General features: G+C 61.2%; 21 protein-coding genes. 5 read left to right on the forward strand and 16 right to left on the reverse strand.

What is annotated here, in order from left to right; all coding sequences use genetic code 11:
* Positions 1 to 9: 9 nt before the first annotated feature.
* Positions 10 to 612: a VOC family protein gene (locus JL2886_RS03495; RefSeq protein WP_065270745.1), complete on the reverse strand. Its 603-nt coding sequence runs from the start codon at positions 610 to 612 to the stop codon at positions 10 to 12.
* A gap of 275 nt (positions 613 to 887) precedes the next feature.
* Here JL2886_RS03495 and JL2886_RS03500 point away from each other — a divergent pair, with 275 nt between their 5' ends.
* The gene (locus JL2886_RS03500) at positions 888 to 1,382 is read left to right on the forward strand and encodes a VOC family protein (RefSeq protein ID WP_065270746.1); all 495 of its coding nucleotides are present in this window, start codon (positions 888 to 890) and stop codon (positions 1,380 to 1,382) included.
* A 97-nt stretch (positions 1,383 to 1,479) separates the two neighbouring features.
* On the opposite strand, the gene scpA is transcribed toward JL2886_RS03500, so the two are convergent.
* Both scpA and JL2886_RS03510 read right to left on the reverse strand, forming a co-directional pair.
* Entirely contained in the window at positions 1,480 to 3,606 is a 2,127-nt protein-coding gene (gene scpA / locus JL2886_RS03505) for a methylmalonyl-CoA mutase (RefSeq protein WP_065270747.1), read from the reverse strand.
* Positions 3,572 to 4,504 (reverse strand): hypothetical protein, encoded by a 933-nt coding sequence (locus tag JL2886_RS03510; RefSeq protein ID WP_065270748.1) that lies wholly within the window; start codon positions 4,502 to 4,504, stop codon positions 3,572 to 3,574. Before JL2886_RS03510 ends, scpA begins: the two co-directional genes overlap by 35 nt.
* Before the next feature lie 179 nt (positions 4,505 to 4,683).
* On the opposite strand from JL2886_RS03510, the gene JL2886_RS03515 reads away from it, so the two are divergent.
* Positions 4,684 to 5,142 (forward strand): DUF4174 domain-containing protein, encoded by a 459-nt coding sequence (locus tag JL2886_RS03515; protein WP_065270749.1) that lies wholly within the window; start codon positions 4,684 to 4,686, stop codon positions 5,140 to 5,142.
* Between the two features lie 4 nt (positions 5,143 to 5,146).
* Here the strand turns inward: JL2886_RS03515 and JL2886_RS03520 are convergent, their stop codons facing one another.
* From JL2886_RS03520 to JL2886_RS03555, 8 genes are all read right to left on the reverse strand, one after another.
* Complete coding sequence (locus JL2886_RS03520; protein ID WP_065270750.1) at positions 5,147 to 5,647, reverse strand: hypothetical protein; 501 nt, start codon at positions 5,645 to 5,647, stop codon at positions 5,147 to 5,149.
* 272 nt (positions 5,648 to 5,919) lie between these two features.
* Positions 5,920 to 7,965 (reverse strand): acetyl-CoA carboxylase biotin carboxylase subunit, encoded by a 2,046-nt coding sequence (locus JL2886_RS03525; RefSeq protein ID WP_065270751.1) that lies wholly within the window; start codon positions 7,963 to 7,965, stop codon positions 5,920 to 5,922.
* Positions 7,966 to 8,099: 134 nt separating this feature from the next.
* Positions 8,100 to 8,303 (reverse strand): hypothetical protein, encoded by a 204-nt coding sequence (locus tag JL2886_RS03530; RefSeq protein WP_065270752.1) that lies wholly within the window; start codon positions 8,301 to 8,303, stop codon positions 8,100 to 8,102.
* A gap of 499 nt (positions 8,304 to 8,802) precedes the next feature.
* Positions 8,803 to 9,159: a hypothetical protein gene (locus JL2886_RS03540; RefSeq protein ID WP_065270754.1), complete on the reverse strand. Its 357-nt coding sequence runs from the start codon at positions 9,157 to 9,159 to the stop codon at positions 8,803 to 8,805.
* Between the two features lie 69 nt (positions 9,160 to 9,228).
* The gene (locus tag JL2886_RS19545; protein WP_165832697.1) at positions 9,229 to 9,369 is read right to left on the reverse strand and encodes a hypothetical protein; all 141 of its coding nucleotides are present in this window, start codon (positions 9,367 to 9,369) and stop codon (positions 9,229 to 9,231) included.
* A 214-nt stretch (positions 9,370 to 9,583) separates the two neighbouring features.
* The gene (locus tag JL2886_RS03545) at positions 9,584 to 9,961 is read right to left on the reverse strand and encodes a DUF6497 family protein (RefSeq protein WP_243411479.1); all 378 of its coding nucleotides are present in this window, start codon (positions 9,959 to 9,961) and stop codon (positions 9,584 to 9,586) included.
* A gap of 304 nt (positions 9,962 to 10,265) precedes the next feature.
* Positions 10,266 to 10,616 carry a hypothetical protein gene (locus JL2886_RS03550; protein ID WP_065270756.1) on the reverse strand — a complete coding sequence of 117 codons (351 nt, stop codon included), beginning with the start codon at positions 10,614 to 10,616 and terminating at the stop codon, positions 10,266 to 10,268.
* 7 nt (positions 10,617 to 10,623) lie between these two features.
* Positions 10,624 to 12,156: an acyl-CoA carboxylase subunit beta gene (locus JL2886_RS03555; RefSeq protein WP_065270757.1), complete on the reverse strand. Its 1,533-nt coding sequence runs from the start codon at positions 12,154 to 12,156 to the stop codon at positions 10,624 to 10,626.
* Positions 12,157 to 12,414: 258 nt separating this feature from the next.
* Here JL2886_RS03555 and JL2886_RS03560 point away from each other — a divergent pair, with 258 nt between their 5' ends.
* The 3 genes from JL2886_RS03560 (at position 12,415) to JL2886_RS03570 (ending at position 16,563) form a co-directional block, all read left to right on the forward strand.
* Positions 12,415 to 13,782, forward strand: a complete 1,368-nt coding sequence (locus JL2886_RS03560; protein WP_065270758.1) for a M10 family metallopeptidase C-terminal domain-containing protein — start codon at positions 12,415 to 12,417, stop codon at positions 13,780 to 13,782.
* 124 nt (positions 13,783 to 13,906) lie between these two features.
* Positions 13,907 to 15,109 (forward strand): multidrug effflux MFS transporter, encoded by a 1,203-nt coding sequence (locus JL2886_RS03565; protein ID WP_065270759.1) that lies wholly within the window; start codon positions 13,907 to 13,909, stop codon positions 15,107 to 15,109.
* Between the two features lie 65 nt (positions 15,110 to 15,174).
* Entirely contained in the window at positions 15,175 to 16,563 is a 1,389-nt protein-coding gene (locus tag JL2886_RS03570) for a helix-turn-helix domain-containing protein (RefSeq protein ID WP_065270760.1), read from the forward strand.
* Positions 16,564 to 16,618: 55 nt separating this feature from the next.
* On the opposite strand, the gene JL2886_RS03575 is transcribed toward JL2886_RS03570, so the two are convergent.
* The 5 genes from JL2886_RS03575 to betC all read right to left on the reverse strand — a co-directional run bounded on the left by JL2886_RS03575 (position 16,619) and on the right by betC (position 22,044).
* Positions 16,619 to 16,861 (reverse strand): YdcH family protein, encoded by a 243-nt coding sequence (locus JL2886_RS03575; protein WP_065270761.1) that lies wholly within the window; start codon positions 16,859 to 16,861, stop codon positions 16,619 to 16,621.
* A gap of 194 nt (positions 16,862 to 17,055) precedes the next feature.
* On the reverse strand, positions 17,056 to 18,711 hold the full coding sequence (betA, locus tag JL2886_RS03580; RefSeq protein ID WP_065270762.1) for a choline dehydrogenase: 1,656 nt from the start codon (positions 18,709 to 18,711) through the stop codon (positions 17,056 to 17,058).
* A 110-nt stretch (positions 18,712 to 18,821) separates the two neighbouring features.
* Positions 18,822 to 20,273, reverse strand: a complete 1,452-nt coding sequence (gene betB / locus JL2886_RS03585; protein ID WP_065270763.1) for a betaine-aldehyde dehydrogenase — start codon at positions 20,271 to 20,273, stop codon at positions 18,822 to 18,824.
* Positions 20,270 to 20,536: a hypothetical protein gene (locus JL2886_RS03590; RefSeq protein ID WP_065273514.1), complete on the reverse strand. Its 267-nt coding sequence runs from the start codon at positions 20,534 to 20,536 to the stop codon at positions 20,270 to 20,272. The genes betB and JL2886_RS03590 overlap by 4 nt, the downstream gene beginning before the upstream one ends.
* Positions 20,536 to 22,044, reverse strand: coding sequence for a choline-sulfatase (gene betC, locus JL2886_RS03595; protein ID WP_065273513.1), 1,509 nt, complete (start codon positions 22,042 to 22,044; stop codon positions 20,536 to 20,538). Before betC ends, JL2886_RS03590 begins: the two co-directional genes overlap by 1 nt.
* Positions 22,045 to 22,222 lie beyond the last annotated feature (178 nt).

Here is a 22,222-nt window from a genome sequence, read left to right on the forward strand (position 1 = left end):
GATGATTTTTTAACGCAGCAGACGAATACCGTGCGGCGTGTCGAATTCTGCCTCCATGGCGGCAGGTCCGGTTTCAAACACCAACCGACCGTCGTTGAGCGGCAAAAGCGCTTCAAGATCGGCCGCATCGGGATGCGCGATCACAAGGCGCCGCAACGCGCAGCCCTGCTGCTCCAGCCGAGGCGCGGGATGGGCGCTGTGCCATTCGATGAGCGCTGGAAACAGATTGTCAAAAGGCAGCTTGCCATCGGCGGGCACTGCCATATCCCAGACCAGATCGCCTCGGGTCAGCGGCACCGAGATCCCGGCCCCATCCGGCATCCGCTCCAGCAACTCCGGCAGGCCGGTTGCGCGGCAGATCCAGTTGGTCAGGCGCGGCATCCCGGAGAAACGATCGAGATCGAACCAGCGCGGACTGCGTTCCGGCGTTGCCTCGGGATCAATGGCGATGGCCTCCAGATAAAGCCCGTCCGCCAGCCCCAAAAGCCGGTTGTGCGTGCCGAATACCGGGTGCTGCCCGCCTGTCTGAAGCGGCACGCCAAGCGCGGCTTCGACATGGGCCGTGGCCTCCGCAAGCGTTTCACCGGCGACGGCAATGTGATCCAGTTCCATGGCTAAGCCCCTGTTGCGACTGATTTGTGTCGTTGTCTTTCGCGCGGACCCTAGCAAATTCACAGCGGAAGGAAACCCGCCACCTGAGCCGAAGGGCGCATAGCAACATCGCGGGTCTGACTGGGGGGCCGATTTCAGCTTGACCTAAAGTCAACTTGAGAAATTAGGCTTGGAATCATCAGGCGCCCTGCCCGGCCTCGCGCCGCGCAGAAACGCGCATCTTGACATACAGCACAGACCCGCGGGGCCACGCCCCGCCGGAACCGGAGAAGATCATGCACGACCAACTACCCCCGGAACAATGGGCCGCTCAACATATCCTTGGCATCTATGAAACCCACCTGCCGGTGCGGGATCTGGACCAGTCGCTGGCGTTTTATTGCGGCCAGTTGGGGTTGCCGCTGGCCCGGCGGCTGCCGGAGCGCAATGTCGCGTTTCTCTGGGCCGGGCCAAAAGAAACCGGGATGCTGGGGCTTTGGGGCGCGGGCAGCGCGCCGCTGAGCATGCAGCTGCATTTTGCCTTTCGCGCCACGAAAGAGGCTGTGCTTCAGTCCTTTGAGCGCCTGCCGACCCAGGGCATCACACCGCTTGGATTTAATGGCGCACCGGCGGATGAGCCTGTGGTTCTGGGCTGGATGCCTGCTGTCTCTGTCTATTTCAAGGACCCGGACGGCCATTCCATCGAGTTGTTGCATATGCTGGATGAGGCGCCAGATACGGATTTTGGCGTGGGCGGTTATTCCGTATGGGAGAACCGGAAGCACCGCTGATCCTGACGAGGGGAAGGCGGCTGCAACAGAAAACCCGGCGCCACGGGGCACCGGGTGTCTCTTTTTCAGGCTTGCGCCAACGCGCGGATCGCAGGGATCAGCTGCGCGCCTCGCGGATCAGTTTCAGGATATCCTGCGCCGCCTCGGGGATATTGGTACCGGGGCCGAAGATCGCCTTGACGCCATTGTCATAGAGGAACTGATAGTCCTGCTGCGGAATAACACCGCCGCAGATCACGATGATATCCTCTGCGCCTTGCTCTTTCAGCGCCTGAACCAGCTGCGGCGCCAGCGTCTTGTGACCTGCGGCCTGGCTGGAGATCCCGACCACATGCACATCGTTGTCGATAGCATCCTGTGCGGCCTCATCCGGGGTCTGGAACAGCGGGCCTACGTCGACATCAAAACCGATATCAGCAAAGGCGGTCGCGATCACCTTGGCGCCGCGGTCGTGACCGTCCTGCCCCATTTTCACCACCAGAAGACGCGGGCGGCGTCCTTCATCTGCAGCGAATTCATCGATCGATTTCTGGATCGCAGCAAAACCTTCGTCGCCTTCGTACGCGGCGCCATACACACCGGCCAGGGTTTTCACCTCGGCGCTGTGACGGCCGAATTCCTTTTCCATCGCCATGCTGATCTCTCCGACCGAAGCCCGGGCGCGGGCAGCTTCGACTGCGGCGGCCAGAAGGTTGCCACCTTCCTTGGCCACGCGGGTGACTTCATCCAAGGCAGCCGTGCAGGCCGCATCGTCGCGGGTGGCGCGGATCTTTTCCAGCCGCGCGATCTGGCTTTCGCGGACCTTGACGTTATCCACGTCCAGAATGTCGATCGGGTCTTCTTTTTCCTTGCGGTACTTGTTGACGCCGACGATCACCTCTTCGCCGCGGTCGATCATCGCCTGGCGACGGGCAGCGCTTTCTTCGATGCGCAGCTTGGGCATGCCAGAGGCGACCGCCTTGGTCATGCCGCCCATTTCCTCGACCTCTTCCATCAGGGCCCAGGCCTTGTCGATCAGCTCATTCGTCAGGCTTTCCACGTAGTAGGAACCGGCCAGCGGGTCGACCACATTGGTGACGCCGGTTTCTTCCTGCAGCACCAGCTGGGTGTTGCGCGCAATGCGGGCCGAGAAATCCGTCGGCAGGGCAATCGCTTCGTCCAGCGCGTTGGTGTGCAGTGACTGGGTGCCGCCGAGGACAGCCGACATCGCTTCATAGGCGGTGCGGATCACGTTGTTATAGGGATCCTGCTCTTGCAAGCTGACGCCCGAGGTCTGGCAGTGGGTGCGCAGCATCTTGGAACGATCATTCTTGGCGCCAAAGTCGGTCATCACCCGGTGCCACAGGGTACGTGCGGCCCGGAGTTTAGAGATCTCCATAAAGAAGTTCATGCCAATGGCAAAGAAGAACGACAGACGGCCCGCGAACTTGTCCACGTCCATGCCGGCCTCGATCGCCGCGCGCACGTATTCGCGCCCATCGGCCAGCGTATAGGCGAGTTCCTGCACCAGGTTCGCGCCGGCTTCCTGCATGTGGTAGCCGGAGATCGAGATGGAGTTGAATTTCGGCATCTCGTTCGACGTATATTCGATGATGTCCGAAATGATCCGCATCGAGGGTTCGGGCGGATAAATATAGGTGTTGCGCACCATGAACTCTTTCAGAATGTCGTTCTGAATGGTGCCCGCCAGCAGGCTCTTGTCGTGGCCCTGCTCTTCACCTGCGACGATGAAGTTCGCCAGGATCGGGATCACCGCGCCGTTCATGGTCATTGACACCGAGACCTTGTCGAGCGGGATACCGTCAAAGAGGATTTTCATGTCCTCGACACTGTCGATGGCAACGCCGGCCTTGCCGACATCGCCCACCACGCGGGGGTGGTCGCTGTCATAACCGCGGTGGGTGGCCAGGTCGAAGGCAACCGAAACGCCCTGCTGACCGGCGGCCAGGTTGCGGCGGTAGAATGCGTTACTTTCTTCGGCGGTGGAGAATCCGGCGTATTGCCGAATGGTCCAGGGGCGGCCCGCATACATGGTCGCCTTCACGCCGCGCGTGAACGGGCCGAACCCTGGAAGCGTGCCCATATGGGGCAGCGCCTTGGTGTCTTCCTCGGTGTAAAGCGGCTTGACGTCGATCCCTTCGAGCGTCTGCCAGGTCAGGTCCTCAAGCGGGCGGCCACGCAGCTCTTTTTCAGCCAGAGCCCGCCAATCGTCTGTCTTCGTCATGGGGTCTTCCTCTCGTCAAGTCGGTACGGAGCGGGTTTTGTCCCGCCACCTGTTTTTCCGGGTCATACATTATACGGGCCAGGCCATCGGCGCCCGAGGCCAGCCACATGAGATCATCAGCGTAACGCTCGCGCAGCACCGCGCTTTGCACCTCGTCCAGGGGGCGCCAGCGACCCTCTCCTTCGGGCAGGCTCCGGGCGGCCGAGGTTGGGATCATGCCGCGCAGCTCTTCCAGCCGCGGGGACGCCGCATGGCGCATGCGGGCGTTTTCGCGTGGCGCCTTGCACCCGGTCAGCAGCTCCAGCTGCAACTCAGGGCGGCCCCCAAAGGTTTCAAAGGGCAGCACCCGGATTTCAGTATCCGGCATGCTACAGGCCATGTCGGTCAGCACATCACGCCAGCTGCGGGTGCTTTCCAGCAGCCGGTTCAGCTGCCCTGTCGCAGGCACCCGATGCCCGCGCGCCACCGCATAGGTCAGCGCCGAGGTCCAGTAGGCTTCGAGGCTGCGCAGGTTCACCGCCAACACCGACACCCTGCCATCAAAGGCCTCGTTGAAGCGCGCCAGACGTTCTCCGATCCCGCAGTAGAGCCCGGCAAGGCGCAGGTTTTCCCGCACGCTGCCGATCATGTTCTCGTCGCTGATCAGCAACTGCTCGGTACCCGCATCGCGGCTCTGGTCCAGACGCATCCGAAGCCGCCCACGCGCCCGTTTGGAGGCCGCCGCAGCGCTGCCCACGGACGGGGTTGGCTGAATGCCGTGAAACAGCCCGTCCCGGGTCAGATCCGGCCCCCAGACCTCCAGCCGCTGTTCGGCCAGCGTGGCGGCATTGAACCGCAGATAATCCTGAAACGAGGTGGTGGCGCACCGATGAGCACCGACATGAACAATTACTTGCATCGCTTTTCCAGTCCTTTGGACGGGGTCCGTTTTTGCGGACCATCAGAGGGAGACGGACGGATCATGCCCTCTTCACCCTCTCAAAGCGGTTAATGTCCTCTGAATTTTTTTCGGCTCGAACACATTCGGCCATCGCATTCGCACTGGCGCGGCATATATTGACAGCAACAGGAGAGATCATGAAACCAATCCTAGCCCTTGTTCTGACAGCTTTTCTTCCCTGCGCCACCATTGCAGCCGGTGCCAGCGCCGAGGAAGCAACCACCGCCGATACCACAGGGTGGATCGAACCGGAGTACAAAGGCGATCTGAGCGATTTCCTGTGGCACAAACGGCCCGTTGTGGTCTTTGCCGACAGCCCCGAGGATCCGCGATTCCATGACCAGATGGAACGGCTGGCAAAACGTGCGGCGGATTTGCTGGACCGGGACGTGGTTGTTCTGACCGACACCGATCCCAGCGCGCGGTCCGATCTGCGCAAGAAACTGCGCCCGCGCGGCTTTATGCTGGTGCTGGTGGGCAAAGACGGCGGTGTGAAACTGCGAAAACCGCATCCCTGGACAGTGCGGGAACTGACCCGGACCATCGACAAATTCCCATCGCGCCTGCGCGAGGTCGAAGAACGCCGCGGCAGCTGAGGCGTCAGCCGCTGCCGCGCACGTAGATCAGCGCCCCAGCCTGCCGGTCGAGCACGATCATCGCATCGCCATCCGGCACGAAAATCAGCTGCGAAGTCGGGTTCATGATGGCCTGATAATAGACGCCCTTGACCAGTTCGGTCATGCAGTGTGCCCCAGCCAAACCGGAGTTCAGCACGCTGATCCCCTGCGGCAGATCGCGAGACATGATTTCCTCGGTCAGCGCGTTGGGTGTTTTGCCCCGAACATCGAAATAGACCGGTTTGCCTGCCGAGAGCATATTCATGCCCGTCGCCATCGACCGTGCCCGGGACACCAACGAGCTGATGCGCGGGCTTTCGATGTAGAAGACCGCCGCAGTGCAACTGCTTGAGGATTCGAAGAAATAGGTCTCGCCCAGCTTGACCCAGGGCGCGATCTGAGCGCGCACTTCCTCTTCCTTGTCCAGCGCACAGGCCGCCAGCACCAAAAGGCCCGACAGCAGACTGACAGCAATGCGGATCATGTGGCGCCTCCGGAAACCCTTGATACCTCTCGCGTGCGGGCTGGACGCGGCACGAAACCGCCCCCACCATGCAGGAGCGGTCGCGGGCCCATCGCCCCGTCCGGATCAATCTGCCAGCCAATTCTGAAGAATTCGTGCATGGGTTGTCATACCCGGCATAAAAAAGGGCAGCCCCGGCCTCAGGGCGATGCCCTGTCCGGCCTCGCAGGCGGACTCGCGCGGCAGATCGCCCCGCAAAACCTCCGGCAAGTATGGCTGCCCCCTGCTGCACCTTATTCGAACTCCATGATGACATCGTCCACGGCGAGGCTGTCACCGGCGCTTGCGTTGACCTTGGACACAATCCCCTTGCGTTCGGCGCGCAGGATGTTTTCCATTTTCATCGCTTCAACGGTGCAAAGCGGCTGGCCTTCCTGCACTTCCTGGCCAACCTCGACATCGACCTTCACGATCAGGCCAGGCATCGGGCAGAGCAGCATCTTGGAGGTGTCCGGCGGCAGCTTCTCGGGCATCAGGCGCGCGAGTTCCGCCTGACGCGGCGTGCGCACGTGCACCTTCAGATCGGCGCCGCGGCTGCGGATGCGGAAGCCGCCAGAGATCTTGCCAACCTTCAGAACCAGTCCGCTGTCATCCGTAGAAACCCGCGCCAGCTGATCGCCCGGCGTCCAGTCCGAAGCCACCCGGACCGTTTCCCCGTCGGCAAAGCGCACGGTGGAGCCGGAGGGATCTGCCTCGATTGTCACATCGAAGGACTGGCCCTGAAGCGTCACAACCCAATCGGTTCCCACCTTGCGTTCGTGGTTGTCCATACGGCCCGACACACGAGTGCGGCGGATTTCGGCGACGCGGTGCATGGCTGCGGTGGCAGCTGCGATGCGGCGCAGCTCTGCCTCGGGCAGTTCGACGCCTTCAAACCCGTCCGGGTACTCTTCGGCGATAAAGGCGGTGGTCATGTCGCCGCTGACGAATTTCGGATGATCCATCACAGCCGACAGGAACGGCAGGTTGTGACCGATGCCCTCAACCTCGAACCCGTCCAGCGCATCACGCATGGCGGCAATCGCTGCCTCACGGGTCGGTGCCCAGGTGCAAAGCTTAGCGATCATCGGATCGTAATACATCGAGATCTCGCCGCCCTCGTAGACGCCGGTGTCATTGCGCACTGCGACGGTGCCTTCGGGCGCTTCGCCCTGCCATTTGCCGTTTTCCAGCAGCGGGCCAGAAGCTTGCTCTGCCGGGGGACGATAACGGGTCAGACGACCGATGGAGGGCAGGAAGTTGCGATAGGGATCTTCGGCGTAAAGGCGGTTTTCAATCGCCCAGCCCGTCAGTTTCACATCATCCTGAGTAATGCTGAGCGGCTCACCACCGGCGACACGGATCATCTGCTCGACCAGATCGACACCGGTGATCAGCTCGGTCACAGGGTGTTCCACCTGCAGGCGGGTGTTCATTTCCAGGAAGTAGAAGTTCTTGTCGCCATCAACGATGAATTCCACCGTACCAGCAGAGGCATAGCCCACCGCCTTGGCCAGGGCAACGGCCTGCTCACCCATCGCCTTGCGGGTGGCTTCATCAAGGAAAGGCGACGGCGCTTCTTCGACAACTTTTTGGTTGCGGCGCTGGATCGAGCATTCGCGCTCCCCCAGATAGATGCCGTTGCCGTGGGTGTCGCAGAGCACCTGAATTTCGATGTGGCGCGGCTGTGTGACGAATTTCTCGATAAAGATCCGGTCATCGCCAAAAGAGTTCGCCGCCTCGTTCTTGGAGGACTGGAAACCTTCGCGGGCCTCTTCGTCGTTCCAGGCGATCCGCATCCCCTTGCCGCCGCCGCCGGCAGAGGCCTTGATCATCACCGGGTAGCCGATCTCGTTCGAGATCTTCACCGCCTCATCGGCGTCCTCGATGAGGCCCATGTAGCCGGGAACCGTGCTGACGTTTGCCTCCTGAGCAATCTTCTTGGAGGTGATCTTGTCACCCATGCTTTCGATGGCCCCTACGGGAGGGCCGACAAAGGCCACGCCCTCGGCGGCCAGCGCCTCGGCGAATTTGGAGTTTTCAGACAAGAAGCCATAACCCGGATGCACCGCTTGGGCGCCGCTCTGACGGATGGCGTCCATGACCTTGTCGATCACGATATAGGACTGGTTCGCGGGCGGCGGGCCGATGTGCACGGCCTCATCCGCCATCTGAACATGCAGCGCCTGCTTGTCCGCATCAGAATAGATGGCAACGGTCTTGATGCCCATTTTGCGCGCCGTCTTGATGACGCGGCAGGCGATCTCGCCCCGGTTGGCGATCAGGATCTTATCAAACATTGGCAGTCCCTTGTTCTCTTTTGAGCCGGAATGCAGAACGCCGCCCCCGGGACGTACCCGGGCGCGGCATCTGCGCGGTGGTTGAACCGGCCTCAAGGGGCCGGAATGTCAGGGCAAGGGCCGCGGCGATGCGATCAGCATTTGCCAGGGTTTTCCTTGCAGTAGATGAGATTTGCAGCTGTGCCGACAGCGGCGCCGGTGACCGGGTTGCCGTCGAGCAAAAGCGAGCCGAGCGCGCCTGCGCTGGCGCCATAGACGACCTGCTCGCCGGTTGACTGCCCACAGGCCGCCAATCCGCCGCACAGGGCCAGGAGCGAGAGTATCCGTGTTGCCTGCATTGCCGTTTTCCTTTTCTGACCGAATTTATCTGGCCAGAAAAGATTGCAGGACGCCCAACGAGCCGCAACGCGCGGGGCCTCTGGGTGCCGGAATGAGCGATGGACCGCCCGCTTTCCCGCAGCCTGTGGCGGGGTTCCGCGCACTGGATGCACTCAAGGAACGGGCAAATGTTGCGGCGCAAAAAAAGAGGCAGGCCGCGGATGGGGGCGCGGTCCTGCCCATCCAAGTCAAGGGACTGGAACAGATGCGTGACAGCGCGAGCATTCCGTACTGTCACATCCAGAATGCAGCTATTGGCAGGGGTGGAAAGCCCGGTGTTCTGCAACGCCACTGACTGCGCAGCTTCCCGCTGAAAGGCGCGCCCCATGTGCGAATTCACGCCGACGCAGCGCACAGAATCCCGGCATTGGCCGCCAAACAGGCGGGCGGACGGACCACCAGTCACCGGGCCTGACGCGCAGTTGCGCAGCGCCGTGATATGGCAGCCCGCCAGAGCCATCAGTCTGCGGTCCCGTCAAAGGCTTCAGGGAAGGACAAACGCGCGACATCCACATCGATGACAAGCAGCGCCTCGTAATCTTCGGGATCAAAGGGCTCTTCGGCAGCCACGACTTCGCGCCCGAACAGCCAGCTCAGCCGCCCGGCATCAAGGTTGCCCCGTTCGAAAGGCTGGTCGCCAAAATTCTCCCACAGCGCCCGCATAAAGGCTGCATCGGCCCTGCGGTCCGGCGGACGCCGGTCGCGGAACCGCTCACGCTGAGTGATCGGCGTGACCCCTTTGGGGTTTGGACGACGAATGGTGAACTGGAAATCGGTACCCGGAAGACGGCCGGGAAACCCGCGGTGTTTCAGCATGGTGATGCCTCCAGTCCGGCACCCCGCGCGGCGACTGGGGCCGGCCACAGGGCCGGACCCCTGACGATGTTACTTGTATTTGCCGGTATAGGTCGGTTCGACCGAGATGGGCTCGGGCTCAACCACGACAAATTCTTCTTCTTTTGAGCCGCATGCAGCGACGGTCGCCAGCAAACCTGCCAGCGTGAAAAGCTTGATGCTCTTGGACATTTCTGTCTCCTGATTATTGTCCTGAAACCTGCAAGAGGGTTCACCTCTGCAGGGGTCGACCTCAATGTGCGGGCAGCATTTGCACTGCCCGGCCACATGATAGCCGACCGACGGACCTTTTCACATCGAAAACACGCAGAGCGATAGCTTTGTGATCGCAAAGCCGCAGGCAAAGGTGCACTGCAGCAAGGGGGCGCAAGATCTTGTAGATACATCAGAAACCCTCCCAGATGCAGGTGTCGCCACTCGGACGATAGGCTTCGAAATACTGGGTGGCGGCGGGATCCTGCGCACCAAAGGGCACAGCGCGATCGGCAAATGAGATGACGATACGTTCCGGCTGCAGCGCGTGTTCCTGCATATAGGAGAGCGCCAACTCCTGGCACAGGTGATCCATATCGGCCATCGCCTGATCATGGGTGGCTGTGCCGCCATTGCGGGAAATCTGCGGCGCCACGAAACGCAAGCGCAGCCACAGTGCACCAGGATCACGATCCAGCAGCACTTCAGACAGGATGACCGGCTGACCAGAAGGTACGGAAATGGGCGCCACTCCGGCCTCACCTGCCGAAGCGGCAGACGCTGCGAGCATATTCAGGAAACCAGAAACGACGGCCACAAAATATCCGCAGCCCCGACCCCAAAAACGATGGGCTCCTCCTGCCGGGGCTGCAGGCGCTGCGCACGCGGCGCGCGCTGTCCTTATGCCGATGAGGCGGATCATGGGGCCGATTCGCCCTCTGTGTCAAACGTTGTTACAAATTTGTGCAAAATGATTTGCCCAAGCGGCATTCTTTGGCGCCGCACAAATCTCGCACACGCATATGCAGAGTTGGGGATTGCCACCTCTCCCACCACTCGTACAGGATCACCGGAAAGGGCGCACATCAGGAAAGTCACAGATCCGCCCCCTGCCCTCGCGCCGCATGGCGCAGCCAGCGCCCGCGGTTTGCCGGTTTTTCCAGCACAGCTTCAATCCGCTCGGCCAGCACCGGAGACACCAGCCCCAGGACGCGACCGCCAGCCGTAACCCTGACGCCCTCGGCGGTCTGCGCCACCCGAACCACCGGAGAGAACCCCCGCACGTCCCGCAACGCCCGCCACATATCCTGCCGGATCTGATGCGCCAGCCGCAACGGATCCGCCTTGGGCAGATCCGCGGCCACCGCCACATCGAACCGAGGCGGGCGCTGCCGACAGAGTGTCAGAGCCCCCTCCTCGCGCAGGATATGCCACGAACGCGCCATCAGCAGATCACAACGGGATGTTGTCGTGTTTCTTCCACGGATTCTCGAGCTTCTTGTTACGAAGGCTCGCGAATGCCCGGCTGACCCGCTTGCGGGTGGATTGCGGCATGATCACCTCGTCGATGAAGCCGCGCTCTGCCGCGACAAAGGGGTTGGCGAAGCGGTCTTCGTAATCCTTGGTGTGAGCCGCGATCTTGTCGGCATCGCCCAGATCGGCACGGTGAATGATTTCGGTCGCGCCCTTGGCGCCCATCACAGCGATCTCGGCTGTCGGCCATGCGTAGTTGAAATCGCCGCGCAGGTGCTTGGAGGCCATCACGTCATAGGCACCGCCATAGGCCTTGCGGGTGATGACGGTCACTTTTGGAACCGTGGCTTCGCCATAGGCAAACAGCAGCTTGGCACCGTGTTTGATGACACCGCCATATTCCTGCGTGGTGCCCGGCAGGAAGCCCGGCACGTCGACCAGCGTCAGGATCGGGATTTCGAAACAATCGCAGAAGCGCACAAAACGCGCTGCCTTGCGGCTGGAGTCGATGTCGAGGCAACCGGCCAGAACCATTGGCTGGTTGGCGACAACACCCACGGTCTGCCCTTCGAGGCGAATAAACCCTGTGATGATGTTCTTGGCGAAATCTTCCTGGATCTCGTAGAAATCACCTTCGTCCGCGACCTTGGTGATGAGTTCCTTCATGTCGTAGGGCGTATTCGGGTTTTCCGGGATCAGGGTATCGAGGCTTTCCTCGATCCGGCCCGGCTCATCAAAGAAGGGGCGCACCGGCGGCTTTTCGCGGTTGTTGAGCGGCAGGAAATCGACCAGGCGGCGCACTTCGGCCAGTGCTTCGACGTCGTTTTCAAAGGCGCCATCGGCAACCGAGGATTTCTTGGTGTGGGTCGACGCACCGCCCAGTTCCTCGGCGGTGACGACCTCATTGGTAACGGTTTTCACCACGTCGGGGCCGGTCACGAACATGTAGGAGCTGTCTTTGACCATGAAGATGAAGTCGGTCATGGCAGGCGAATAGACCGCGCCGCCCGCGCAGGGGCCCATGATAACCGAGATCTGCGGCACCACGCCCGAGGCCATGATATTGCGCTGGAACACCTCGGCATAACCGGCGAGCGAGGCAACGCCTTCCTGAATGCGGGCCCCGCCCGAGTCGTTGATGCCGATCACCGGCGCGCCGTTTTGCACGGCCATGTCCATGATCTTGCAGATTTTCTGCGCGTGGGTTTCGCTGAGCGAGCCGCCAAAGACGGTAAAGTCCTGGCTGAAAACATAGACCATACGGCCGTTGATGGTGCCCCAGCCAGTAACAACACCATCGCCGGCAGGCTTTTGTTTTTCCATACCAAAATCGGTGCAGCGGTGCGCGACGAACATGTCGAACTCTTCAAAGCTGCCTTCGTCCAGCAACAGATCAATCCGTTCGCGCGCTGTTAGCTTGCCGCGTCCATGCTGCGCATCGATCCGCTTTTGCCCACCGCCCAGCCGCGCGGTACCGCGGCGCTCTTCCAGCTCGGAAAGGATATCTTTCATGGCACAGGTCCCCTATAGATTTCCGGGCGACCATAGCCCGGTGGCAGTCTGGGCCAAAGCCCTTTGTCGCAAATTTGCAAATCATTTGCATATGCCATAAGCAAATTTGCATATTTCGCAAAATCCTCGGCATTTTCCGGCTGCAAACCGCCGGTCTTGGCGCACCGCGCGCTAGCGCCTCTTTCCTCAACCCCGACCCGGCAGTAAGCTTCTGATCAGTATCCGTCGACCCCGGTAACCAGTGAGGAAAATGATCAGATGCTGAGCCAAGCGGAAATCATCAAGGCCCTGCAATTCGCCCGCTTTTACGACAGCGATCCGATGAACTCGACTGGCGCTCCGCGGCTCGAGATCACCTATCAATATGCCGGCACGCAGCAGCCGGGTGACCTCCCCACAGACACCACCTACAGCGGCTGGCGGGATTTCACCGCCGCCGAGGAGGCCAATTTCGAGGCCGCGCTGGCGCATATCGAGAGCTTTCTGAATGTCGAATTTACCGAGGTCAGCGGTGAAGACGATCCGGATATCAACGTCGGCGCAGTCACCCTGTCCGGCAACACCTCGGGCTATGGCGGTTACGGTGTCAGCTTTTTTGACACCACCATCACCGAATGGGACGGCTTCGTAGTCTTTGACGAGAGCCGCGATCTGTCCTCGGCCGATGCAATGAATCTGCTGCTGCACGAACTGGGCCACGCGATGGGCCTGCGGCACACATTCGACCCGGACGCCAACCTGCCGGAGGAATACGACAGCAACCTTTATTCCATCATGTCCTACACTACCAACCCGATCAACGGGCAGGACAGCGATGCGATGATGCTGTTCGACGTCCTGGCGCTGCAGGACATCTGGGGCTCAGCCGACTACAACACCGGCGACACCCGCTACACCGGATCGCGCACCAATACCGTTGATGCGATCTGGGACAGCGGCGGAGAGGACACCCTTGATGCGAATGGTCGGGCGGATGGCGTTGTCTTTGACTTGCGCGCGGGCAGCTTCTCCAGCTTTGATGCCGAAAGCGACGTGGTGATCACCTTTGGCAGCGAGATCGAGAACGCCACCGGCGGGCTTGGCGATGACCACATTACCGGCAATGGCGGCAACAACACCCTTCTGGGCGGTGGCGGCAAGGACACGATCTTTGGACAAAGAGGCAGCGACCTGCTCGAAGGCGGCGCCAGCCGGGATCGCCTGTTTGGCCAGGGTGGGCGCGATGATCTGGAAGGCAACGCCGGACGGGACGTTCTGCGCGGCGGCAACAGCAAGGATTTCCTGAGCGGAGGTGGACACCGGGACCGGCTGTTCGGCGGCAGTGGCAACGATACGCTGAAAGGCAACGGCGGCAACGACATCCTGAACGGTCAGTCCGGCAATGACAGACTGTTCGGCGGTCGCGGAGATGACAAGTTCGTGTTCAACAACAGCTTCGGCAACGACACGATCAGAGATTTTGCCGATGATTTGGATAGCCTTGAGATCACTGGCCACGGCGATCAGGCCACCCTCCTTGCCGCGGCAAGTGACACGGACAAAGGCGTTTTGTTCGACTTTGGCGCCGACACCCTGTTAGTTAACGGCATTACGCTGGCCGATCTCAGCGACGATATTCTGATCTGACGGCATCGCCATTCGGCGCGGGGGCACATTGATGGCCCCGCCCGCGCACAGGGGGTGTGTAATATCACCAATAGACAATTTGTCGCTGCTGCACTAACCCCTTAGCATGACAACTACTCCGCGCATGAACACCTCTCCCCGGGCGCCCCGAACGGCGCCCCATATCGGTACGCTCATCCTTCTGGCCGGCATCTCTGCCCTCGCGATGAATGTCTTTCTGCCTTCCCTGCCGGGCATGGCAGTATATTTTGAGGTCGACTACCGGCTGATGCAGCTCTCCGTCGCGCTTTATCTGGCGGTGAACGCGGTGGTGCAGATTCTGGTTGGCCCGATTTCGGACAAGATGGGCCGCAGGCCTGTGATTCTTGCCAGTATTATCCTGTTCCTGCTGGCCACACTCGGCTGCATCTTTGCCCCGAATGCGGAAATTTTTCTGTTCTTCCGAATGGCACAGGCTGCGATTGCCGCCACCATGGTGCTGAGCCGTGCCGCAGTGCGTGACATCTATGACACCGACAAGGCTGCCAGCATGATCGGCTATGTCACCATGGGCATGGCTGTGGTCCCGATGATCAGCCCCGCGATCGGCGGGATTCTGGACCAGATCTTTGGCTGGCAGGCCAACTTCTGGCTGCTGGTGGTGCTGGCACTGGGCACCTACGCGCTGACCTATTTCGATTTTGGGGAAACCGCGCAGAAAAGCGGCAAGACCCTGCTTGCGCAGTTCAAGGAATACCCCGAACTGTTCCGCTCGCCGCGCTTCTGGGGTTATTCGCTGGCCTCTGGACTGGCCTCCGGCGCCTTCTTTGCCTACCTCGGCGGCGCACCCTTTGTCGGCACACAGGTCTATGGCCTTGACCCGGCGACGCTCGGCATCTGTTTTGCCGCGCCCGCAGTCGGGTACTTCCTGGGGAACTTTGTTTCCGGGCGCTTTTCCATGGCCTTCGGCGTCAACCGTATGGTGCTCTGGGGCTGTATCATCAACGGGGTCGGCGTTGCTATCTCTCTAGGGATCGCGCTGGCCGGGCTGGACAGTCTTTATACCTTCTTCGGCTTCATGACTTGCGTCGGCCTCGGCAATGGTATGGCGATCCCGAATGCCACTGCGGGCGCGATTTCCGTGCGCCCGCACCTGGCCGGGTCTGCCTCGGGCCTTAGCGGTGCCATTATGATTGGCGGCGGTGCAGGCCTCAGCGCGATGGCGGGCTGGGTTCTGGTGCCCGGCGCCACAGCCGTGCCGCTGCTTGCTATCATGTTTGTCACAGCCGTGCTGGGACTTCTGGCCATCATCCTCGTGATCCAGCGGGAAAAATCTCTGCAGCTCTAGCGCCTTGCCCCATCGGGTTTGCAATTATACACTGAACGTGGAGATGATTTGCAAAGGTAGACCCGATGGCCACCCAAAAGCTTTATGCCGGAGCCAAGCTGCGCGAAATGCGGACCCGGCTTGAGCTGACGCAAAAGGATTTTGCCGCCAAGCTGGGTGTCTCCCTGCCCTATCTCAACCAGATGGAGAACAACAACCGTCCGGTGTCGACCACCGTGGTGCTGGCTCTGGCGCAGGAATTCGGCATGGATGTCACCGAGCTGAGCACCGGTGACAGCGAGCGCCTGGTCAGCGACATGCGCGAGGCGATGGCGGACCCGGTTTTTGCCGATGACCCGCCGCCCTTAGCCGATCTGCGCCTGACCGCATCGAACGCACCGGCGCTGGCGCGCGCCTTCCTGACGCTGCACCGGGCCTACCGGCAGACCCACGAACGGCTTGCCTCTCTTGATGAGGCACTGGGGCGCGAGGATGCCCGCATCCAGGCCAGCCCCTGGGAGGAAGTGCGCGATTTCTTCCATTATTGCGACAACTACATCGACGCGGTGGACCGGGCCGCAGAACGCTTTGCTGGCGCGGCAGATGTGCGCGCTGCGGCGCTATCGGCGCTGGAAAACGCCGGGATCACGGTTCAGATGACGGATATGACCGGGCTGCGCAGCTACGACGCCGAGAGCCGCACCTTAAGGCTCTCAAACCGCAGCGCCCCCTCTACTCAGGTATTTCAGCTGCTGCTGCAGGTGGCGCTGCTCAGCCAGGACAGCCTGCTGGAGGCGACGCTGGATTTTGCCCGCTTCCAGACCAGCGAAGCCCGCGCCATCGCCAAGATCGGCCTCGCCAATTATTTCGCGGGCGCCGCCCTGATGCCCTATGGCCGGTTCCTCGCCGCTGCGCAGGAGACCCGCCACGATCTGGAGCGACTGGCCACCCATTTCGGCGCCTCGATCGAACAAGTCGCGCACCGGCTATCGACCCTACAACGGCCGGGCGCCAAGGGGATTCCCTTCTTCTTTGTGCGGGTGGATCAGGCCGGCACCATCACCAAACGCCATTCTGCGACAAGGCTGCAATTTGCCCGCTTTGGCGGTGCCTGCCCACTGTGGAACGTGCACCGGGCTTTTGAAACGCCGGGCCGGTTCCTGCGCCAGCTGGCCGAAACCCCGGATGGGGTGCGCTACCTGTCGCTGGCCCATGACGTATCCAAACCGGGGGGCTCCTTCGGCTCTCCGGTACGGCGCTATGCCATCTCCCTGGGCTGTGAGGTGCGCCATGCCGATGCGCTGATCTATGCGGATACGCTGGATGTGAACAACGCCTCTGCCTATGAGCCGATCGGCATTTCCTGCCGCATCTGCGAACGCAAGGACTGCCATCAACGGTCTGTTCCGCCGTTGGAGCGCCGTCTTAGCATCAATGCCGATGCGCGCGGCGTACTGCCCTACGAGGTCAGCTGACACAAAATGGGGCCCGCATTGCGGACCCCGGAACTTTTTACCAACGCTCTGTGCTTCAGGCCTTTTCGGACAGAAGGCTCCAGATTTCGTCCTTGAGTGCGGCACGTTTCTTGCGCATCTCAACCTCGGCCAGTTCCTCGACCGGCTCCACATTGGTTTCGGCACGGTGCACGGCGCGGTTCACCTCGTGATACTCATCCGCAAGCTTGGCGAAATGAGCATCGGATTGTTTCAACTGGCTGATCAGCTCCGTCTTGTCGGGGAATTCCTGGGCCAGTTCATGAGGCGTGTTGGACATCTGTTCGCTCCTTTATCTGTATTGTTTGACAGGACATTAGATGCTGGTTTGAAGCCTCACTTTGACCGGGATCAAATCAAAGGCCCGCAAGCAACATTTCTGCTGCGCTTGAAACAGAGGTGCATCAGATCCAACAAAAAACCGCCCCGCTGCGTGGTGCAGGGGGCGGCCTTATCAAACAGAAATTGAGGGGCTTACCTCTGTGCGGCTTGCCAGCCCGGATGGAACCAGGGTTCGGCATTTGAAGACGGCAGGCGGCGCCCCAGAATGTGATCTGCGGCCTTTTCGCCGGTCATGATCGACGGACCGTTGAGGTTGCCATTGGTAATGCGGGGGAAGATCGAACTGTCCGCCACCCGCAGGCCATCGACGCCGATGACGCGGCATTCGGGATCCACAACCGCCATCGGATCATCCTCTGCGCCCATCTTGCAAGTGCCACAGGGGTGATAGGCGCTTTCGGCATGCTCGCGGATGAAACTGTCGATCTCATCGTCACTCTGCAGTTCATTGCCGGGCTGGATCTCATGCTTGACGAATGGTTTGAAGGCATCCTGCGAAAAGATCTCCCGCGTCAGACGGATGCATTTGCGGAAATCCTCCCAATCCTGCTCGGTGCTCATGTAGTTGAACAGGATCTTCGGCGCCGCCTTGGGATCGGAGGAACGCAGGCTGACATTCCCGCGCGAGGGTGATCGCATGGGGCCGACATGGGCCTGGAACCCGTGCCCTTCGGCGGCAGCCTGACCGTCATAGCGCACCGCCATCGGCAGGAAGTGGTACTGGATATCCGGATACTCCACCCCCTTGTCCGAGCGGATGAAGGCCGCGCTTTCGAATTGGTTGGAGGCGCCAAGACCTGTCTTGGTGAACAGCCACTGCGCCCCGACCAAACCTTTGCCCAGAAGGTTCCAGTATTTGTAAAGGGTAATCGGCTGGCTGCAGGCCATCTGCATGTAGACCTCAAGGTGGTCCTGAAGGTTCTGCCCCACGCCCGGACGATCCGCCACTACGTCAATCCCGTGTTCGGCCAGATGGGCCGCCGGTCCGATGCCGGACAGCATCAGCAGTTTCGGCGAGTTTAGCGAGGACGCCGAGACGATCACTTCGCGGTTTGCCCGGATCACCTCGACCTTGCCGCCGCGCTCCACCTCGACCCCGGTGGCACGCCCCTCTTCGATTACGATGCGGCGCGCCAGGGCGCGGATGACATCGCAGGTGTCGCGCTTCAGGGCCGGCCTAAGATAGGCATTGGCCGCTGACCACCGCCGTCCCTTCCAGACGGTCATCTCCATTGGGCCAAAGCCTTCCTGCTGCTGACCGTTATAGTCCCCGGTTACCGGATAACCGGCCTGCCGCCCGGCCTCGACAAAGGCATCGTGCAGCGGATTGTCGCGCGGGCCGCGGCTGATGTGCAGCGGACCATCGGTGCCGCGCCAGTCAGGATCGCCGCCGTGGCCACCATCGTGCCAGGTTTCCATCCGTTTGAAATAGGGCAGCACATCCGCATAGGACCAACCCCGGGCGCCGCTTTCGGCCCAGTGGTTGTAATCGCCGGCATGGCCGCGCACATAGACCATCCCGTTGATCGAGGAAGAGCCCCCAATCACCTTGCCACGCGGGCAGACCAATTCGCGCCCGCCCAGATGCTGTTCCGGTTCGGATTTATAGCCCCAGTCATAAAGCGACATGTTCATCGGATAGGACAGCGCCGCAGGCATCTGAATAAAGGGCCCCATATCGGTGCCCCCGTGCTCGATCACCAACACCCGGTGCCCGGCCTCGCTCAGCCGGTAGGCCAGCGCACAACCAGCAGATCCGGCGCCCACAATCACATAATCAGCGTTCATCGCATTTCTCCGTCACCGGTCAACGACCCGTCAAAACCTGGCCTGCCCCCTGCCCCGGTTGCCCTTCCGGGCGACGGGGCGGGTGGGTGGGCGTTGACCGGAAGGGCAATTCAGAAGGCCGCTTCGACATCGCCCATGCGCACATAGACGGATTTGACCTGGCTGAAGTGTTTGATGGCTTCCTTGGAGTTCTCGCGCCCCACACCGCTGGCCTTGACCCCGCCAAAGGGCGCCTCGACCGGCGCGTCGTTGTAGGAGTTGATAAAGCAGCTGCCCGCCTCCAGCGCCCCGATCACCCGGTGAGCCCGAGTGAAGTCACGAGTAAAGACACCTGCGGAGAGACCGAATTCCGTGGCATTGGCGCGTTCGATCACCTCTTCCTCGGTTTCGAAATCCAGAACCGACATCACCGGACCAAAGATCTCTTCACGCGCGATCACCATATCGTCCGTCACATCGGCAAAGACGGTCGGCGCAATGAAATAGCCGGGTCGGTCCACACGTTCGCCGCCGCAGATCAGGCGCGCGCCCTCGGCCTTACCCTTTTCGATATAACCCAGAACGATCTCCATCTGCCGTTCTGACACCATGGGGCCAAAGTTGACCGCCTCGTCCTGCGGATCTCCCAGAACCGCGCCTTTGGTCCGCTCGGCCAACCGCGCGAGGAATTTCTCCTTGATGCCCTTTTGCACAAAGACCCGGGTGCCGTTCGAGCAGACCTGCCCGGAAGAATAGAAGTTGCCGTTGATCGCACCGCCAACCGCGTTTTCAATATCGGCATCGTCAAAAATGACCAGAGGCGACTTGCCGCCCAGCTCCATGGTGACGTGCTTCATGTCGGCCGCGGCGGCAGCGTAGACCTTTTTGCCAGTCGGTACCGATCCGGTCAGCGACACCTTGTCGACGCGCGGGTCGGCAACCAAGGCTCCGCCAACTTCGCCCATGCCCTGAACCACGTTGAACACCCCGGCAGGTAGGCCTGCCTCGTGCAGAATCTCGGCAACTTTCAGGGCGCAAAGCGTCGTTGTCTCGGAAGGTTTGAACACCATGGCATTGCCACAGGCCAGCGCCGGCGCCGCCTTCCAGCAGGCGATCTGCGTGGGATAGTTCCAGGCGCCGATCCCGACGCACAGCCCCAGGGGTTCGCGCACGGTATAAACCCAGTCTTCGCCCAGCGGGATATGCTCGCCAGTCAGGCTGGCGGCCAGACCGCCGAAATACTCCAGCGCATCTGCGCCAGAGGTCGCATCCGCCACCAGCGTTTCCTGCAAGGGCTTACCGGTGTCATAGGTTTCCAGCACCGACAGCTCGTGATTGCGTTCGCGCATGATGTCGGCGGCGCGGCGCAGGATACGGCCGCGCTCGGTACCCGTCATCTTCGCCCAGGCCTTTTGCGCCGCCTGAGCCGAGGCGAGCGCCTCTTCGACGATCTCGGGCGTGGCCGTATGGACCACGGCGATCTGTTCACCGGTGGCGGCATAGATCACAGGGATCGGCGTGCCCTTCGTGTCTTCGACATATTCACCGTTGATGAAATGGCTTGCTTTGGGTTGCGGGGTCATTCGTCAAACCACCTCTTGTACATTTGCTTCAAAAACTCTGTCGACAGGGGCACGTCTGCTTCGGCGAGGACTGCATCGATGCCACAGCGCGGGCACATGGCCGTGAACCCGGCAGGACGATCCGCAAAGGAGTTTTCCTCGATCCATTCGTCGATCTCTGTCGGATCGAAGATCGCACAACAATGGAAACACCCCGCCCGGTCGCTGTTTTCCAGGCTCTCCCTGTGCCGGGTGCTGAAAGTATGGGCCTGATCAAGATCCATCATTCCCCCCTCGGGAAACGGGCGTTTTCCTCAACCACGTTGAGGTCCATGTGATTGCGCATGTAGCGTTCGGAGGCCTTTTGCAGCGGCTGGTAATCCCAAGGGTAATAGCCACCCTGCCGCAGCGCCTCGTAGACGACCCAGCGGCGGGCCTGACTGGCGCGGACATCGGCGTCATATCGGGCAAGGTCCCAACGGGCTTCGGACTTGGCGCGCAGGGTTTGCAGGGTTCCGGCATGGGCCGGATCCTCCGCCAGATTGCGCAGCTCCTGGGGGTCGGCCTCCAGATCGAACAGCTGATCGGGATCCAGCGCGCAGCGGTTGTATTTCCACTTGCCATAGCGCAGCGACACCAGCGGCGCATATGATGCCTCAGCCGCGTATTCGATCGCTACCGGCGCGATGCGCTCCTCCCCCTTGGCCAGCGGCACAAGGTTCTCGCCGTCGGTCCAGGGGGCGATCTCCTCCATCGACACCCCAGCCAGAACACCCAGCGTCGGGGTGACATCCAGCGTCGACACCGGCGCATCGATACGCCCGGCGGGCAGATCCGGGGCCGAGATCATCAGCGGCACGCGCGAAGAGCCTTCAAAGAAGCTCATCTTGAACCAAAGTCCGCGCTCGCCCAACATGTCGCCGTGATCGGAAACGAACAGAATGATCGCCTCCTGACGGGTGGTTTCCAGCACCTCAAGGATTTCACCGATCTTGTCATCCAGATATGAGATATTGGCGAAATAGGCACGGCGCGAGCGGCGGATGTCTTCTTCGGTGATGTCGAAGCTGCGCCAGTCGTTGGCGTCAAAGATGCGCTTGGAATGGGCGTCGTGGTCCTCATACTCCATCGCCGGGACCTCGGGCAGCAGATGCTCGCAATCCTCGTAAAGATCCCAGTATTTTTTGCGCGCGACATAGGGGTCGTGCGGATGGGTAAAGGACACGGTCATCGCCCAGGGCCGGTCATCCTTGCCCCGTGCCAGATCGTAAAGCTTAGCCTTGGCGTGATAGGCGACTTCGTCGTCATATTCCATCTGGTTGGAGATTTCCGCGACGCCCGCCCCGGTCACTGAGCCCATATTGTGATACCACCAGTCGATCCGCTCGCCCGGCTTGCGGTAATCCGGCGTCCAGCCGAAATCGGCCGGGTAGATATCCGTGGTCAGGCGCTCCTCGAACCCATGCAGCTGGTCAGGGCCGACAAAATGCATCTTACCGCTGAGGCAGGTGTAATAGCCCGCACGGCGCAGGTGGTGCGCGTAGGTCGGGATATCGCTGCGGAATTCGGCGGCGTTGTCATAAACGCCAGTGCGCGAGGGCAATTGCCCGGACATAAAGCTGGCCCGCCCCGGTGCACAAAGCGGCGAAGCGGTATAGGCATTGGCAAAACGCGTCGAGCGCGCCGCCAGTTTCTTCAGATTGGGCGCATGCAGCCAGTCCACCGGACCATCCGGAAACAACGTCCCGTTCAACTGGTCCACCATCAGGATCAGAATATTGGGTGCAGTCATGCGCCTCTCCTGTTTCATTTTGTGCAGAGCTCCGGCCAATCCGGAAAACGGCAGCTGTTGCTGCGGGTCCTGCCACGCGCGATCTGCACGGCACCCCGGTTCTGTTCTGCCCTACCACGACTTGCCGGTAAGCCAAACAGTTTTTTGTACCGCCATACAAGTTATTGAAGCCACATAA

Source organism: Phaeobacter gallaeciensis, from assembly GCF_001678945.1.
Lineage (GTDB): Bacteria > Pseudomonadota > Alphaproteobacteria > Rhodobacterales > Rhodobacteraceae > Phycobacter > Phycobacter gallaeciensis_A.